This window comes from Trinickia sp. (genome assembly GCF_057351765.1).
In genome coordinates, this window is sequence record NZ_JBMRBK010000024.1 from 82,785 (window position 1) to 97,341 (window position 14,557).

Genomic DNA, 14,557 nt, shown 5'->3' on the forward strand with positions numbered 1-14,557 from the left:
CCCGCTGCGAGGCCATACCAAGAGCATGTTTCATGCCACTCGGTAAGCGGGGTTCGCTTGGCATCTTTGGCCGACGTAAGCAGGCTCCGACGTGGTTAAATACCGGTTCGACTACTCGGAAAAACGCGCGCGGCGATGCACACGGCATCCGCTTGCGCGCTTCGGATCCCGAACTCATGGCGACGTCAAGCGACTTTGACACTCCGGCGGAAGCTCCGGACAACGGCTCCGCCCAACGAAACGATTCCGGCCCCCAGCGTACACCCGAGGGGCTCGAGTCCTATGGCATGCTCTACGGCGCATCGCCCGCGATGCTCGAGCTGTTCGAGCAAATCGAGCGCGTGGCGGCGACGGATGCAACCGTGCTCATCGTCGGCGAATCCGGTACCGGCAAGGAACTGATCGCGCGGACGATTCACGATCGCAGCCGTCGGCACGATCAACCGTTCGTGGCCGTCAACTGCGGTGCGATTCCCGATAATCTGATCGAAGCCGAACTCTTCGGCCATGAGCGCGGCAGTTTCACCGGCGCCGTGCAAGGCCGTGCCGGTTACTTCGAGCATGCCAATGGCGGGACGCTCTTTCTCGACGAGGTGACCGAGATGATGCCCGTGCGCCAGGTCAAGTTGCTGCGCGCGCTGGAAACGGGCACGTTCTATCGCGTCGGCGGCACGGAACTGCTGCATAGCGACGTGCGTGTCATCGCGGCGACGAATCGCGACCCGGCGTCGGCGGTGAAGGAGAACGGCTTGCGCGAGGACTTGATGTATCGCCTCGCCGTGTTTCCGCTGCGTGCGCCGCCGCTGCGCGAGCGCGAGGGCGATCGCGAGTTGCTCGCTCAACACTTTCTCGCGGAGCTCAACACGCGGGAGGGCACGAACAAGGTCTTCAGCAAGCGGGCGAGGGAAACGCTACGCACCTACTCGTGGCCGGGCAACGTGCGCGAGCTGAAGAACAGCATCTACCGGGCCTTCATCCTGGCCGAAAAGACGGTCGAGATCGAGCATCCGCGGCTCGCGGCGCGCTCGAAAAAGGCCGTAACGCAAGGCGATGCGATGAGCATCTGGGTCGGCACGCCGCTCGCCGAAGCCCAGCGCCAGATCATTCTCGGCACGCTGAAGCACTGCGGCGGCGACAAGCGGCGCACGGCAAAGGCGCTCGGCGTCAGCCTGAAGACGCTTTACAACCGTCTGGGCGCGTATGAGGACGAAGATGACGCGCCGTCGGCGGGCAATGCCTGAGACGCGCTCGCACATTGCAACATGTCCACCGCCATGATCGATGCGTGACGGTACAGGACTGTCTTTTGACAAGTCCATGCGCGCCCCAAGCGGCCCATTCAGGTGATCATGGTCAGCGGAGCCGCAAACAGGCTCCGCGCCCGTGATAGATGACGATCAGGACTCGACGTCCTCGAGGCTGAAGATTTCGGTCTGGTCGTTATACGAAAAAATCTCGCCGTAGCGGCCCCAGTTGATGACGGCGTCGAGCGTTTCCTCGGCCGCGCTGTCCGACAGAAAATCCTCGAGCTCCTGCTCGAACCGCACGCGCGGCGCCCGATGGCCCGGGCGTTCGTTGAGTACCTTCTTGATCCGCGCGGCAAGCGGCACATGACGCAACAGGTGCTCGGCGAACATCATCTTGCGTTCCTGCGTGCCGAACTCGGCGAAGACTCGCGCGGGCGGCGTGAGGAAGATATCGCCCTCTCGCACGTCGGTGAAGCCGAGGTGCTGCAGCACTTCCGCGATCGGGAAGAGATCGTCGACCTCGAGATGCAGCGAGCGCGCGATTTCCGGCATATCGGCCCGGCCGTGATACGGCGGCGCCGCGAGCGTTTCGATGAGACCCGCCATCAAGTTCGTCGAGACGCTCGGCAGCCAGCTGCCGAGCTCGAGCCCCTTCTTCGTGGCTTCGTCGGTACGGCGCGCCGTCATCTTCGCGTAGATGTCGTCGACGAGACGCTTGAACGCCGGATCGAGACGGTTGCGCGGATGCACGAACGGCACCTTGATCTCTGCGATCACCCGCCCCGGGTTCGACGAAAGCACGAGGATGCGATCGCACATGAACACCGCCTCTTCGATGTTGTGCGTGACGATCAGAATCGATTTGATGGGCATGCGCCGCTGCGTCCACAAGTCGAGCAAGTCCGTGCGCAACGTCTCCGCGGTCAGCACGTCGAGCGCCGAAAACGGTTCATCCATCAAGAGCAACGTGGGATCGACGACCAGCGCGCGCGCAAAGCCGACGCGTTGGCGCATGCCGCCCGACAGTTCGCGCGGGTACGCGTTCTCGAAGCCGTCGAGACCGATCAGATCGATCGCGGCCAACGCCCGTTCGCGCCGCTCGCGCGCACCGACGCCCTGCGCCTCGAGACCCGCTTCCACGTTCTGCAAGACGGTGAGCCAGGGAAAGAGCGCAAAGGTCTGAAACACCATGGCGACGCCCTCGGCGGGACCGGCGAGCGGTTGGCCGAGATAGTCGACGTGGCCATCCGTCGGCTCGATGAGCCCGGCGATGATGCGCAACAGCGTCGACTTGCCCGAACCGGACCGTCCGAGCAAACCAACGATTTCGCCCGAGCGCAGCGAGAGATTGACGTCGTCGAGAACGAGCAGTTCGCCCTGCGCTTTCGAAAAGCCGCGGCACACGTCTTTGACGTTGAGGATTTCCTCGCCGAGGCGAGGCGCGGCACCGGCGCCGAGCGACGCGGGTGAAACGGACGACGCCGAGCTCGGTTCAGCTTTGGGGTTTTGCATTGCGCTTCACTCTCGAATGGACTTATCGTGCGTTTTTTGCATCAATCGAGCCGGAGCTTCGACTCGGCATAAGCATAGAGCGGCCGCCACAGACTGCGGTTGAACAGCGTGACGAAAAGCGACATGACGGTGATGCCGAGAATGATCTTCGGAAAGTCGCCCGCGGCAGTCATCTGCGCGATATAGGCACCCAGCCCATGCGCGACGACATGCGTGTCGCCCCACTGGACCGCCTCGGAGACGATGCTCGCGTTCCAGGCGCCGCCCGAGGCCGTCAGCGCACCCGTCACGTAATAGGGGAAAATGCCCGGCAGCATGCACTGGCGCCACCATTGCCAGCCGCGAATGCGGAAGTTCGTCGCAGCTTCCCGGTAATCGTTCGGATAGGCCGTCGCTCCGGCGATCACGTTGAACAAAATGTACCACTGCGTGCCGAGCACGATGAGCGGCGAAAGCCAGATGTCCGGATTCAGGTGGAAGCGGACGATCACGACCACGAACACCGGAAAGAGCAGATTGGCCGGAAAGGCAGCGAAAAACTGCGCAAGCGGCTGAATCTTCTCGGCCAAGGCCGGACGCAGCCCGATGAGGACCCCGATGGGCACCCAGATCAGCGAGGAAAGCGCGATCAGGATCGCGACGCGCACAAGCGTGATGAAGCCGAGCAGAATGACGTGCCAGACTTCGTCGAGCGTCACGCCGGTCCGCACATAGGCCGCGACGCGCCAGACGACGTACAGCGTACCGGCGAGCAGAACGAGCGCCCACGCGATATCGGCGGCGCGCGACGATGCCCGCCGCGCGCCACCGGCCCGGCCCAGCCGCAAGCGCGGCCGCAACGACAACCGGATCGGCACGCGCGCAGCCTTCGAAAAAAGCCACCCCACCGGCACGAGCAACCGATGAATGAGCCGCGTGCGCCGCACGACATCGAGCAGCCACGACTCGGGCGCGTTGCCCGAACTCGTCGTCTCCATCCGAAATTTGTCGGCCCACGCGACGAGCGGGCGGAACATCAACTGGTCGTACGCGAGGATGACGACCGTCATCGCGAGGATGACCCAGCCGACGGCGACGAGGTTCTTGTCCGAGATTGCCTGCGCAAGATAGGCGCCGATGCCGGGCAGCGTGATCGTGTTGTTGCCGACGGTGATGGCCTCCGATGCGACGACGAAGAACCAGCCCCCTGACATCGACATCATCATGTTCCAGATGAGACCCGGCATCGAGAACGGAACTTCGAGCTTCCAGAAACGCTGCCAGGCGGTCAGGTGGAAGCCGCGCGAGACCTCGTCGAGATCGCGCGGCACCGTGCGCAGCGACTGGTAGAAGCTGAACGTCATGTTCCAGGCCTGGCTCGTGAAGATCGCGAAGATGGCCGCGAGCTCGGCGCCGAGGACCTGCTTCGGGAACAGCGCCAGGAAAAACGTTACCGTAAACGAAATGTAGCCAAGCACGGGCACGGACTGAAGGATGTCCAGGACCGGGATCAGCACCATGCCCGCGCGCCGGCTTTTCGCGGCGAGCGTGCCATAGACGAGCGTGAACGTGAGCGACGCGCACATCGCGGCAAGCATCCGCAGCGTGGTGCGCAGCGCATACTCGGGCAAGTTCGACGGGTCAAGCGAGATCACCTGCGTCTTGAGCGTCGAAATCGGCGCCATCGTCTGGTGAACGCCGATGGCCGCCATCGCGATCAGGCAGATGATGAGCGGAAAGGCGACGAAGTCCCAGCGGTTGGGCAAAAGCCGCCACACCGATGCGTTGGCAGTGCGCTTCAGGTCGAAGCTGAAGTCCATCAGCGCCCCCTGGCCTGGCGGCGTGAGGCAGCAGCCTGGCAAGCGGGCCAATGCGCCGGCAAACCCGAAACTGGTAAGTTGAACATGTCGAGGCGTATGGATGCAGTCATTCGTGGGCTCCGGCCGCCCGGCGGTACGATGGGCACGTGTCCGGCTTTTTCCTGCTTTTGCGACGGCAAGACAGTACTACAGACTGTGTTTCAGGCACAACCGCGCGCCTACGATGAAACCCCGAGAGCCGTTCAGTTTGGGCCGGTCAGGCCGATAATACCGAGCAGGTAGTGCGCCGCGTGAGAGCCGGGGGGGCGTCGGGGGCGGCATGCGGCCCCATTGTCGCGCCGCCCGGCGAGAGCAGTCCGCATGGACCAGGGAGTCGATGAACAAGAAAACATTGCACTGGATGATGATCGGGGCGAGCGCCGTCATGGGCATGCTCGTCTGTTGGCTCGTCGCCGGTCAAGTCGCTGACCGGATGGTCCTGCACGATCTGAACGACACGGTGCGCGGGCAATCGCAGCTCTCGCTCGCCACGGCCGACAATATCGCCCAGATCATCGCGAGCGACCTGTCGATGGCGCGCGCCATTCCGGCCACGCTCGCGGAAACGCCTGTCATCCAGCGTGTGCTCACGCAAGCGTACCGTCTTCCCGAGAAGCGCGCGGCGCAGGAATCGGAACGGCGGGCGCGACTGCTCGCCGTGCCCGCCTTACGCCGAGCCGACGCGTTCTTGCACGACGTGCGCGGCTTTGCCGGGCTCGACAATATGTGGCTCGTCGATACGAACGGCCTGTGCGTCGCCTCCAGCGACGCGTTCGAGCGCCTGTCGTGCGTCGGGGTGGATCTCGCGGGCCGGGGCTATGTCAAAGAGGCGCTGCTCGGCGCGTATGGCCAGATGTACGCCGTGGGGCGCGTCAGCGGCGAAAACGGAGTGTTCCTCTCTGCCCCGGTCTACAGCGACGGCACCCTCGTCGGTGCGATCGTGGCCAAGATCGGATTACGCAGGCTGCGGCACTGGGTCGCGGCACCCGGCTCCTTCGTCGCCGACGAGAACGGTGTCATCGTCATGGCCAACGAAAGCCGGTTCGAAGGCTATCGCCTGCCCGGCGCACGCATTACCCACATGGACGCGGCCCAACGCTTCGACAGCTACCGCCGCTCCAGCTTTCCCGTGCTCGATATCGCTCCGCTGCGTCCCCGCATGGCGCGCAGCGCGCCCTGGGTACCGGCGGCGTTGGCCAACCAGATGGTCGAGTTGCAGGCGGCCGGTCCGCCCTCGCTTTACATCATGCGCAACGGGATCAACTCGGGTTTCTCGGTACATTTGCTCACGCCTATCGCGCTTTGGCAGCATTTAGTCGATGAGCGCATCAATATTCGTGGGCTGACTTTCGCCGCTCTGATGGGTTCGCTGCTGCTGGCTGCCACGATCGCGGCCTCGTACCGCCGCGAGAAACGCCATCATGGCGAGGCGCGCCGTCTCGCGAGCGAGCTCCAGGCCTCGAACGCCCAGTTGTCCGCGGAGGCCCGCGACGACGCGTTGACAGGCGCCCTCTCACGGAGATACTTCCTCAGCCTGCTGCAGCGCGAGATCGATGCTGCGCGCACGCGCGGCACGCCGCTTTGCGTGGCGATCGCCGATCTCGACCACTTCAAGCAGATCAACGATCGATTCGGCCACACTATCGGCGATTACGCGCTCGAGCACTTCGTCGGGCGCTGCCGCACCGTTCTGCGGGCGACCGATGCGATCGGCCGTCTGGGCGGCGAAGAATTCGCCATCCTGCTGCCGGCCACTTCGCTCGCCGAAGGGCTGGCAGTCGCCGAACGCATACGTGACACGCTGCGGGAGGAGCGCTCCCCGAGGCTGCCGGACGCCGTCGACCTGCGCGTCAGCATCGGCGTGACCGGTCTGGCCGATGACGATACGCTCGAGCGCTTCATCAGCCGGGCCGACCGGGCCCTTTACAACGCGAAAGCCGCAGGCCGCGATCGCGCAGCGGCCTTCGCGGCGCATGTCGCGGTGCCGCCGTCAAACGCGGCAGTCCACCGGTAGCGCCCGCGGCGGCGAAGCTCGGCCGATCGGCCAATCGACTGCGCCTTGACGAATAGACCGGGTATCATCGTCCTTTCTTGGCATGAAGCCGCCGATCGATCTACCTGGAGGTTCGCATGAAGGGCAATTTGGTCATCATCTGTCGCGACCAGGACACGGATGCGTTCGATCATCTGATGGCCGAGTACGGCGCATTTCAGACCCGCCTATCTTCGACCGCGTGGTATCTGAAGTTCGACGCCGCCCCCGAAGCGGTGCAGGACGAAATTCTGGCGCGGCTCGGCAAGTACACGACTCATTACATCTTCGGCGCCGATAGCGTGACGTACAACACCGTCGACAGCGAAGCTGCCTCAGCGCTCGATACGCTGTTCCAATAGCACGCTGGGCGGCCTCACGCCGCCGCCCTCACGGGCACATCGCGAGGAAAACGCATCGTCACGCGCAAACCGCCGTCGTGCGCGTTGCCGATTTCGCACTCGCCACCCATACGACGCACGAGCCGCTCGACGATCGCAAGCCCGAGGCCGCTGTGCCCATTGCCGCCACGGGCCGGATCGAGCCTCACGAAAGGCCGGCTCGCGTCGATGAGGTCGCGCGGCGCGATGCCCTTGCCGTGATCGCCGACGGCGAGCAGCCATCCGTCGGCCGTGCGCGCCGTTTCGACGACGACGGGCGGCGCGCCGTAGGCATGTGCGTTGTCGAGCAGGTTCGAGAGCACGCGATCGAGCGTGGCCGTCGGCAGCCTGAAGCCCGGTCCCGCCGCCAAGGCGGTCTGCACCGGCGGCGCGCCGGGCGCAACCGCACGATAGCTGCGCACGAGACGTTCGCACTGGGCGTCGACTTCGACGGGCTCGCTGGAATCCACGCCGTCGTGCGCAAAAACGAGAAATTGATCGACGATGTGCGTCATCGAATCGACGTCGCGCACGACGCCATCGCGCTGCTTGATGTCGTCCATCATTTCGGCGCGCAACCGCATGCGCGCGAGCGGAGTACGCAGATCGTGCGCGATGCCGGCGAGCATGATGGCGCGGTCGTTATCGGCGCGCGATACCTCGGTCACCATCTGATTGAAGCCATGCGTGAGCGCGCGCAGCTCGCTCGGACCGCGCTCGGGCACGGGCGGCACGGGCTGCCCGCGGCCGAAGCGCGCGACGGCCGAACTGAGCGCCCTGAGCGGCCGTTGCAGCCGCCAGGCCACGAACAGCGCGCACATCACCGCCGCCGAAAAGATGATCGCGAGCCACAGCACCATGCGATCGAGCGAGCGCGGCGGATGCAGCGAAAGCATCGGCACGACGATCCAGTGCGAATCGCCCGCCTCGTGGACCCAGAGCATCGGCGGGTGCCCGGGCGGGCCGATCCGCACGTCCGAGCCCGCGGGCAGGCGGTCGCGGAACTCGTCGACGAAACGCAGGATCGCGGGCGGCAGATCGCGGCGCGGCGGCGGAACATCGGGGTTGGCCGTATCGATCGCGCGCACGCGCGAGGGCAGCGGTTGGTTCGGCGCACGTGCGACATGCTCGCGCACGGCCTCCACGAGGAACGCAGCCTCCTCGACGGCATAGCGGGCCTGCGAATGGCTGCGCTCGATGCGGATCAGCACGAACCAGGCGAAGTGGGAGATGAGCAGTACCGCTACGACGAGCAGCGCCAGCCGCCCGAACAGCGAATCAATGGGTCGGCGCATTGGGCTCGCCATTCGGCACGAAGACATAGCCGCGTCCGCGCACGGTCTGCACGAAGCGCGGCGCCGACGGATCGGTTTCCAGGATTCGGCGCAAACGCCAGACCTGGACGTCGATGCCGCGGTCCGTGCCGTCGTACTCGGGCCCGTGCAGGAGCTCCAGCAGCCGCTCGCGGGTGAGCGTACGCATCGGATGGTTGATGAAGATCTTGAGCAGCGCGAACTCACTGCCCGACAACGTCAGCGGGCGGCCGTCCATCGTCAGCGTGCGGCTCTCGAAGTCGAGCACGAAACGCCCGAACGCGAACGGCTCGCGCTGTTCGGGCGCCGCGGACGGTACCGTGCGGCGGCGGCGCAAGACGGCCTGCACGCGCGCAAGCAACTCGCGCGGGTTGAACGGTTTGCCGAGATAGTCGTCGGCGCCGAGTTCGAGGCCAACGATGCGATCGACGTCGTCCGCGCGCGCCGTCAGCATGATGACGGGGATGTCGTCGCCGGCGGCGCGCAGTTTGCGCAAGGCGGTGAGCCCATCGACGCCGGGCATCATGAGATCGAGCACGATGAGATCGGGGCGCTCGCGCTCGAGCCGCCGCTCGAGCGTGGCAGCGTCATGGAGCACCGACACTTCGATGCCCTGCCGCACGAGATAGTCCCGCAGCAGATCGCGCAATTCTGCGTCGTCGTCGACGATGAGGATTTGAGTAGCCATGGCGCGAAGTTTAGCGCGAGCCAGGTCCCCGTAACGGGCCCGCGGCGGTGAAAGGGTTACGGAAGGTTACGGCGAAAGCCGGGCGTAAACGCACGTAACCGGGCCGGATACGCGCGTAACACGTCGGCTTCGTTGCGAAGGCTAGTCTTCACGCAGCGTTCGTGGCGCCGCATGGCCGGCGTCCTCGCATCGCTTCACTTTCCATGAAGGAGTATTCGATGAACCCGATCTTGCGCGGATCGTCCCGCTTTCTCGCGACCGCAGCCGCCGCGCTCGCCGTCACGTTCGGCACTGCCTATGCCGCCGGCGGCAATGTGTCGCCGGCCGGCCCCGACGGGGCCGCGATGCAAGGTGGCCCGGGGGGCTGGCATGGCCACGGTCCATTCATGATGGAGCGCTTGAACGCGCTGCACGCACGGCTTGCGCTGACGCCTGAACAGGAGCAGAAATGGCAGACGGCGCTCGCGACGATGAAACGAAACCATGAAGCCGAGCGCGCCAATCACGAGAAGATGCGCGAGCAGTTCAAGGCGGCGCAGCAGCAGCCGATCCTCGATCTCGATGCCCTGCACGCCACGCATCAGCAGATTCGCCAACAAAGCGACGCGCTTCACGAGCAGACGGCCACGGCATGGCTGGCTTTCTACGACAGCCTCGACGATCAGCAAAAGACGACCGTCAGTACCGAGCTGAAACAACATTTCGCGAAGATGGGCTCGCGCCACGAGAAGATGCGTGAATTCTGGCGGCAGCATCACGGCGCCGGCAGCGCCGGCGGCCAGCCGACGGCGCCTTGAACCGGGCCCATCTCCAGCTCCGAAGCGCAGCTAAAGGGCGTACCCGCAACGGGTCCCCGGCGCCCCGCGTTGCGCCCGCAAACGCCTGACGTCCCCTCGAGCCGCCGCGCGCCGAATGGCCGCGGCGCTTTTTTTCATGCACTGCCCGGTTGCACCCGCAACCGCCGAATCGGGCGTGCGGGTGACACCCGCGGGTTCCCCCGCAGTAGCGCCCTATCCGGGTTGAGGTAAAATACCGCGCTTTTCGCGGGGGCGAGCTCCGGCAACCGGTAGTGCCACGGAGACCGCTCGCCGTTGAGCCGGTCACACCGGACGAAAAGTCGCGCACTGCGGCCGGGCACGCCATTTTTGGCCACCTAGAATCTCCGGTCGCGCGTTGTTTCGCACACCGTCAAGGATTGCACCTCCAACATGTTTCTTGAAGGCTACGGCCCGCTGATCCTCGCCGGCACTTGGCAGACCGTCAAGCTGGCGGTGCTTTCGCTCGCGTTCGCATTCGCGCTTGGCCTCGTCGGCGCCGCGGCCAAGCTTTCCAAAAATCGTCCGTCTCGCGTGCTGGCGACCGGCTACACGACACTCGTGCGCGGCGTGCCCGATCTCGTGCTGATGCTGCTGCTCTTTTACAGCATTCAGATCTGGCTCAACGATCTGACGGACTTCATCGGCTGGGACCAGATCGACATCGATCCGTTCGTGGCAGGCGTCATCGTCCTGGGCTTCATCTACGGCGCCTACTTCACGGAGACCTTCCGCGGCGCGTTCCTTTCGGTGCCGCGCGGGCAGCTCGAAGCGGGAAGCGCATTCGGCATGTCCGGCTGGCAGGTCTTTGCCCGCATCATGTTCCCTCAAATGATGCGCTTCGCATTGCCCGGCATCGGCAATAACTGGCAAGTCATGGTCAAGGCGACGGCGCTCGTGTCCATCATCGGGCTCGCCGATGTCGTCAAAGCGGCGCAGGACGCCGGCAAGGGCACGCTGCGTTTTTTCTTTTTCACGCTGATCGCGGGCGCGATCTATCTGGCGATCACGACCGTTTCGAATCTCGTGCTGCTGTGGCTCGAGAAGCGCTATTCGATCGGCGTGCGCCGTGCCGAGCTATAAGCCATGATCGAGCTGATTCACGAGTACTGGCGCAATTATCTTTTCACCGATGGGTTTCGCATCACCGGGCTGGCAATCACGATGTGGCTGCTCGTCGTATCGATCGGCATCGGCTTTTGCCTGTCGGTGCCGCTGGCGGTGGCGCGCGTATCGAAGAATCGCCTGATCTCGGGCCCGGTCTGGCTCTATACGTACATCTTCCGCGGCACGCCGCTGTACGTGCAGTTGCTGATTTGCTATACCGGCCTCTATAGCCTCGAAGTCGTACGCTCGCACGCGCTGCTCAACGAGTTCTTCCGCGACGGCATGCACTGCACGCTGCTCGCGTTCACGCTGAACACCTGCGCCTACACGACCGAAATCTTCGCGGGCTCGATCAAGGCCACCGCGTACGGCGAGATCGAAGCTGCGCGCGCCTACGGCATGTCGCGCTTCACGGTCTATCGGCGCATCATCCTGCCGTCCGCACTGCGCCGCGCTCTGCCGCTTTACAGCAACGAAGTCATTCTGATGCTGCACGCGACGACCGTCGCCTTTACCGCGACCGTGCCCGACATCCTCAAGATCGCGCGCGACGTCAATTCGGCCACCTACATGTCGTTTCACGCGTTCGGCATCGCCGCCCTGCTCTATCTGGCGATCTCGTTCGCGCTCGTCGGCCTCTTTCGCCGCGCGGAACAGCATTGGCTCGCCTATTTGCGGCCGCAAGGCAAGTAACCCGGATCTCACCCGATGCAAAAGCTTTTCATCGACGAACTGTACAAGTACTACGGAGACCACGAGGTCCTCAAAGGCGTCTCGCTCAAGGCCAATGCGGGCGACGTCATCAGCGTCATCGGCTCGTCGGGCTCGGGCAAGAGCACCATGCTTCGCTGCATCAACTTTCTCGAGCAGCCGAGCGCCGGGCGCATCCTGGTCGACGGCGAGGAGATCCTGACCAGGAAAGACCGGACCGGAGCGCTGCGCGCGGCCGATCCCAAGCAACTCCAACGCATGCGCACGAAGCTGGCGATGGTGTTTCAGCACTTCAATTTGTGGGCGCACATGACGGTGCTCGAAAACGTCGTCGAGGCGCCGATTCACGTGCTCGGGCTGCCGCGGCGCGAAGCCGAGGAACGCGCGCGTACGTATCTCGAGAAGGTCGGGCTCGCGCCGCGGCTCGAAAAACAATATCCGTCGCACCTGTCGGGCGGACAGCAGCAACGCGTGGCGATCGCGCGGGCACTGGCCGTGCATCCCGACGTCATGCTCTTCGACGAGCCGACTTCGGCGCTCGATCCGGAGCTCGTCGGCGAAGTGCTGAAGGTCATGCAGAAACTCGCCGAAGAAGGACGCACGATGGTTGTCGTGACGCACGAGATGAGTTTCGCGCGCAACGTCTCGAACCATGTCGTCTTTTTGCATCAGGGGCGCATCGAAGAAGAAGGCGCGCCCAACGACGTCTTCGGCCATACCAAAAGCGAACGGCTCCGGCAATTCCTGTCCGGCAGCCTCAAGTAGCCGTTTCGCGCGGCCGGTGCCGCCCACAGGGTGGCCGGGCCTCCCTCCCGAACTTCAAAGGCGCCTCGGCGCCTTTTTCATTGGCGCGACGCATTACCCCCGCCAATTTCCCGCGTCAATAGCGAAATTCCTGGACTCAACCTGCGAGCCATCGGCCGCCCCTTATGGCACAAGGGTTAGCGCGGTGCATCCCGCACCGGTGTTGCATAACGGGACACAACCATATGGCAATTTGGCGACAGGTCCGTCCGCTAGCCGGATTTCTATACCCACCCCTGTCTATTTTTGCTAAATTAGTAACCAAAGTAGCAAAACGCAACGCTACAAATGTAGTTTTACTTCAAAGAAGGAGACGCCGTTCCGCCATCGGAGCGGACCGGAACGGCCACCAGAGCGCGCCGGTCGCGCCCTTTCCGCGAGCGATCTCCCTGAAGTCGGATTCCCGCCCGGGCGTCTCACGCCGCCCGGGCGCTATTCGCAGTATGGCTTCACTTTTTGACAGGGTATGGAGGAGAAGATGAAGAAAGCATTGCTCGCCGCGGCACTCATGTCGGCAGGCGTCATCGCTCACGCTCAAAGCAGCGTGACGTTGTATGGTCGCCTCGACGCGGGTATCGAGTACATCAGCGGCTTGCCGAACGCCAGCTACACCGGATCGACCTCGCGTTGGCGCGCGGAAAGCGGCGACTGGGGCACGAGCCTGTGGGGCATGAAGGGTACGGAAGACATCGGCGGCGGCAATAAGGTCGTGTTCAAGTTGGAAGGCAGCTTCAACACGATGACCGGCGCAGGCCCCGGCGGCGGCGGTCTCTTCAATCGTTGGGCAACCGTCGGCCTGTCTAACGCCAACTACGGTACGTTCACGATGGGCCGCATGCTCTACATCGCCAACGGCGTGTGGGACTTCGATCCGTTCGGTCAATCGAACTGGTCGTCGGCATCGCTCGTGCGTGGCCGCAACTGGCCGCAATCGAGCAACAACGTCGCGTACCAATCGCCGAACTGGGGCGGCTTCGACGTCTACGGCCAGTACGCGCTGTCGAACGCGACGAGCTGGAACGGCAACGGCACGACGGCACAAGGCCGCGAAGCGGGCTTGCAAGTGACGTACACGAGCCCGATCTTCCAGGTGCGCGGTATCTATGACGAGATCCGCAATCCGGCCAACGGTGTCCTGAGCGGCGCCGACGGTGCATTCTCGTTCTCGCGCGAGTACACGGCGGGCGTGAACGTGTTCCTCGGCCCGGTCAAGATTCAAGGCGTCTACCAAGCTCTGCGTACGTCGGGCTTCACGGGCGGCCTCAGCGCTCCGAGCTCGATCGATCACGAATGGGGCGGCGTGACGTGGCAAGCTACGCCGGCGGCAGCGTTGATCGGTGCGGTGTACCACGTGAACACGAACCACGGCTTCGGCAACGCGACGATCTACACCGTCGGTGGCACGTACAACCTGTCCAAGCGCACGCTGCTCGACTTCCAGGTCGCGACCGTGCGCAACAGCAAGTCGGCTAACTTCGGCCTCGATGCCAACGCGTTCGGCAACGGCGGCAACACCGCGGCCGGCTTCAACGAGAACCCGCTGCATGGCCACAGCCAGACCGGCGTCTATGCTGGTATCCAGCACACGTTCTAATCGAACGGGGTAGTCAGAAAAGTTTTACTTCATCAGTTTTAACGCTGCTGCGAGAGGCGCGTATCGGTGCGGTGTCCGTCAGGGCATCGCACCGTTTTTTTTATGTTTGCGGGCATGCGCTCATTGGCAGGCCCGGCCGCGGCATCAAACGGCCGCTTCGTTTTCTTCGCCCGTGCGGATACGGATCACGCGCTCGACATCGGTCACGAAGATCTTGCCGTCGCCGATCTTGCCTGTGCGCGCGGCACCGATGATGGCGTCGATCACTTGATCGCACTGCCGGTCGGCCACCACGACTTCGATCTTCACTTTCGGCAGGAAATCGACGACATATTCGGCACCGCGATAAAGTTCGGTGTGCCCTTTTTGCCGGCCGAAACCCTTGACCTCGGTCACCGTCAGGCCCGTCAACCCCACTTCGGCGAGCGCCTCGCGCACTTCGTCGAGCTTGAACGGTTTGATGATTGCGGTAATGCGTTTCATGGCTGAGCCTCGTTTCGGTCTTTCGATGGAATG

The 14,557-nt window shown here is 64.1% G+C and carries 13 protein-coding genes; 8 read left to right on the top strand and 5 right to left on the bottom strand.

The annotated features are described in order from the left end of the window. The first annotated feature begins 176 nt into the window (after positions 1–176). Positions 177–1,241 (top strand): sigma-54 interaction domain-containing protein, encoded by a 1,065-nt coding sequence (locus tag ACO1XS_RS06325; RefSeq protein WP_331572348.1) that lies wholly within the window; start codon positions 177–179, stop codon positions 1,239–1,241. Positions 1,242–1,397: 156 nt separating this feature from the next. Here ACO1XS_RS06325 and ACO1XS_RS06330 read toward each other — a convergent pair whose 3' ends face one another. Both ACO1XS_RS06330 and ACO1XS_RS06335 read right to left on the bottom strand, forming a co-directional pair. After that, positions 1,398–2,759 (bottom strand): ABC transporter ATP-binding protein, encoded by a 1,362-nt coding sequence (locus ACO1XS_RS06330; protein WP_486390238.1) that lies wholly within the window; start codon positions 2,757–2,759, stop codon positions 1,398–1,400. A gap of 41 nt (positions 2,760–2,800) precedes the next feature. Further along, positions 2,801–4,558, bottom strand: coding sequence for an ABC transporter permease (locus ACO1XS_RS06335; protein WP_486390239.1), 1,758 nt, complete (start codon positions 4,556–4,558; stop codon positions 2,801–2,803). 376 nt (positions 4,559–4,934) lie between these two features. On the opposite strand from ACO1XS_RS06335, the gene ACO1XS_RS06340 reads away from it, so the two are divergent. Continuing rightward, a complete protein-coding gene (locus ACO1XS_RS06340) occupies positions 4,935–6,611 on the top strand; it encodes a sensor domain-containing diguanylate cyclase (RefSeq protein ID WP_486390240.1) in 1,677 nt (558 codons plus the stop codon). Between the two features lie 116 nt (positions 6,612–6,727). Then, complete coding sequence (locus ACO1XS_RS06345) at positions 6,728–6,991, top strand: double-stranded DNA-specific endonuclease (protein WP_331572352.1); 264 nt, start codon at positions 6,728–6,730, stop codon at positions 6,989–6,991. A gap of 14 nt (positions 6,992–7,005) precedes the next feature. On the opposite strand, the gene ACO1XS_RS06350 is transcribed toward ACO1XS_RS06345, so the two are convergent. Both ACO1XS_RS06350 and ACO1XS_RS06355 read right to left on the bottom strand, forming a co-directional pair. Then, on the bottom strand, positions 7,006–8,304 hold the full coding sequence (locus ACO1XS_RS06350; RefSeq protein ID WP_486390241.1) for an ATP-binding protein: 1,299 nt from the start codon (positions 8,302–8,304) through the stop codon (positions 7,006–7,008). Further along, on the bottom strand, positions 8,288–9,010 hold the full coding sequence (locus ACO1XS_RS06355) for a response regulator (protein WP_331572356.1): 723 nt from the start codon (positions 9,008–9,010) through the stop codon (positions 8,288–8,290). The genes ACO1XS_RS06350 and ACO1XS_RS06355 overlap by 17 nt, the downstream gene beginning before the upstream one ends. Before the next feature lie 218 nt (positions 9,011–9,228). Between ACO1XS_RS06355 and ACO1XS_RS06360 the strand changes: the two genes are divergently transcribed. From ACO1XS_RS06360 to ACO1XS_RS06380, 5 genes are all read left to right on the top strand, one after another. After that, positions 9,229–9,807 (top strand): periplasmic heavy metal sensor, encoded by a 579-nt coding sequence (locus tag ACO1XS_RS06360; protein WP_331572358.1) that lies wholly within the window; start codon positions 9,229–9,231, stop codon positions 9,805–9,807. Positions 9,808–10,218: 411 nt separating this feature from the next. Further along, complete coding sequence (locus tag ACO1XS_RS06365) at positions 10,219–10,908, top strand: ABC transporter permease (RefSeq protein WP_331572359.1); 690 nt, start codon at positions 10,219–10,221, stop codon at positions 10,906–10,908. 3 nt (positions 10,909–10,911) lie between these two features. Next, the gene (locus ACO1XS_RS06370; RefSeq protein ID WP_486390242.1) at positions 10,912–11,625 is read left to right on the top strand and encodes an ABC transporter permease; all 714 of its coding nucleotides are present in this window, start codon (positions 10,912–10,914) and stop codon (positions 11,623–11,625) included. 15 nt (positions 11,626–11,640) lie between these two features. Then, positions 11,641–12,408 (top strand): ABC transporter ATP-binding protein, encoded by a 768-nt coding sequence (locus ACO1XS_RS06375; RefSeq protein ID WP_331572362.1) that lies wholly within the window; start codon positions 11,641–11,643, stop codon positions 12,406–12,408. 517 nt (positions 12,409–12,925) lie between these two features. After that, positions 12,926–14,041: a porin gene (locus ACO1XS_RS06380; protein WP_440562085.1), complete on the top strand. Its 1,116-nt coding sequence runs from the start codon at positions 12,926–12,928 to the stop codon at positions 14,039–14,041. A gap of 144 nt (positions 14,042–14,185) precedes the next feature. Here ACO1XS_RS06380 and ACO1XS_RS06385 read toward each other — a convergent pair whose 3' ends face one another. Further along, positions 14,186–14,524, bottom strand: coding sequence for a P-II family nitrogen regulator (locus ACO1XS_RS06385; protein ID WP_173260618.1), 339 nt, complete (start codon positions 14,522–14,524; stop codon positions 14,186–14,188). Between the last annotated feature and the right edge of the window lie 33 nt (positions 14,525–14,557).

Bases quoted from the DNA above. Each gene is read 5' to 3' on its own strand.
- ACO1XS_RS06335 (WP_486390239.1), bottom strand. From the start codon at position 4,558: ATGGACTTCAGCTTCGACCTGAAGCGCACTGCCAACGCATCGGTGTGG.
- ACO1XS_RS06360 (WP_331572358.1), top strand. From the start codon at position 9,229: ATGAACCCGATCTTGCGCGGATCGTCCCGCTTTCTCGCGACCGCAGCC.
- ACO1XS_RS06325 (WP_331572348.1), top strand. From the start codon at position 177: ATGGCGACGTCAAGCGACTTTGACACTCCGGCGGAAGCTCCGGACAAC.
- ACO1XS_RS06385 (WP_173260618.1), bottom strand. From the start codon at position 14,524: ATGAAACGCATTACCGCAATCATCAAACCGTTCAAGCTCGACGAAGTG.
- ACO1XS_RS06340 (WP_486390240.1), top strand. From the start codon at position 4,935: ATGAACAAGAAAACATTGCACTGGATGATGATCGGGGCGAGCGCCGTC.
- ACO1XS_RS06375 (WP_331572362.1), top strand. From the start codon at position 11,641: ATGCAAAAGCTTTTCATCGACGAACTGTACAAGTACTACGGAGACCAC.
- ACO1XS_RS06355 (WP_331572356.1), bottom strand. From the start codon at position 9,010: ATGGCTACTCAAATCCTCATCGTCGACGACGACGCAGAATTGCGCGAT.
- ACO1XS_RS06350 (WP_486390241.1), bottom strand. From the start codon at position 8,304: ATGCGCCGACCCATTGATTCGCTGTTCGGGCGGCTGGCGCTGCTCGTC.
- ACO1XS_RS06380 (WP_440562085.1), top strand. From the start codon at position 12,926: ATGAAGAAAGCATTGCTCGCCGCGGCACTCATGTCGGCAGGCGTCATC.
- ACO1XS_RS06370 (WP_486390242.1), top strand. From the start codon at position 10,912: ATGATCGAGCTGATTCACGAGTACTGGCGCAATTATCTTTTCACCGAT.
- ACO1XS_RS06330 (WP_486390238.1), bottom strand. From the start codon at position 2,759: ATGCAAAACCCCAAAGCTGAACCGAGCTCGGCGTCGTCCGTTTCACCC.
- ACO1XS_RS06365 (WP_331572359.1), top strand. From the start codon at position 10,219: ATGTTTCTTGAAGGCTACGGCCCGCTGATCCTCGCCGGCACTTGGCAG.
- ACO1XS_RS06345 (WP_331572352.1), top strand. From the start codon at position 6,728: ATGAAGGGCAATTTGGTCATCATCTGTCGCGACCAGGACACGGATGCG.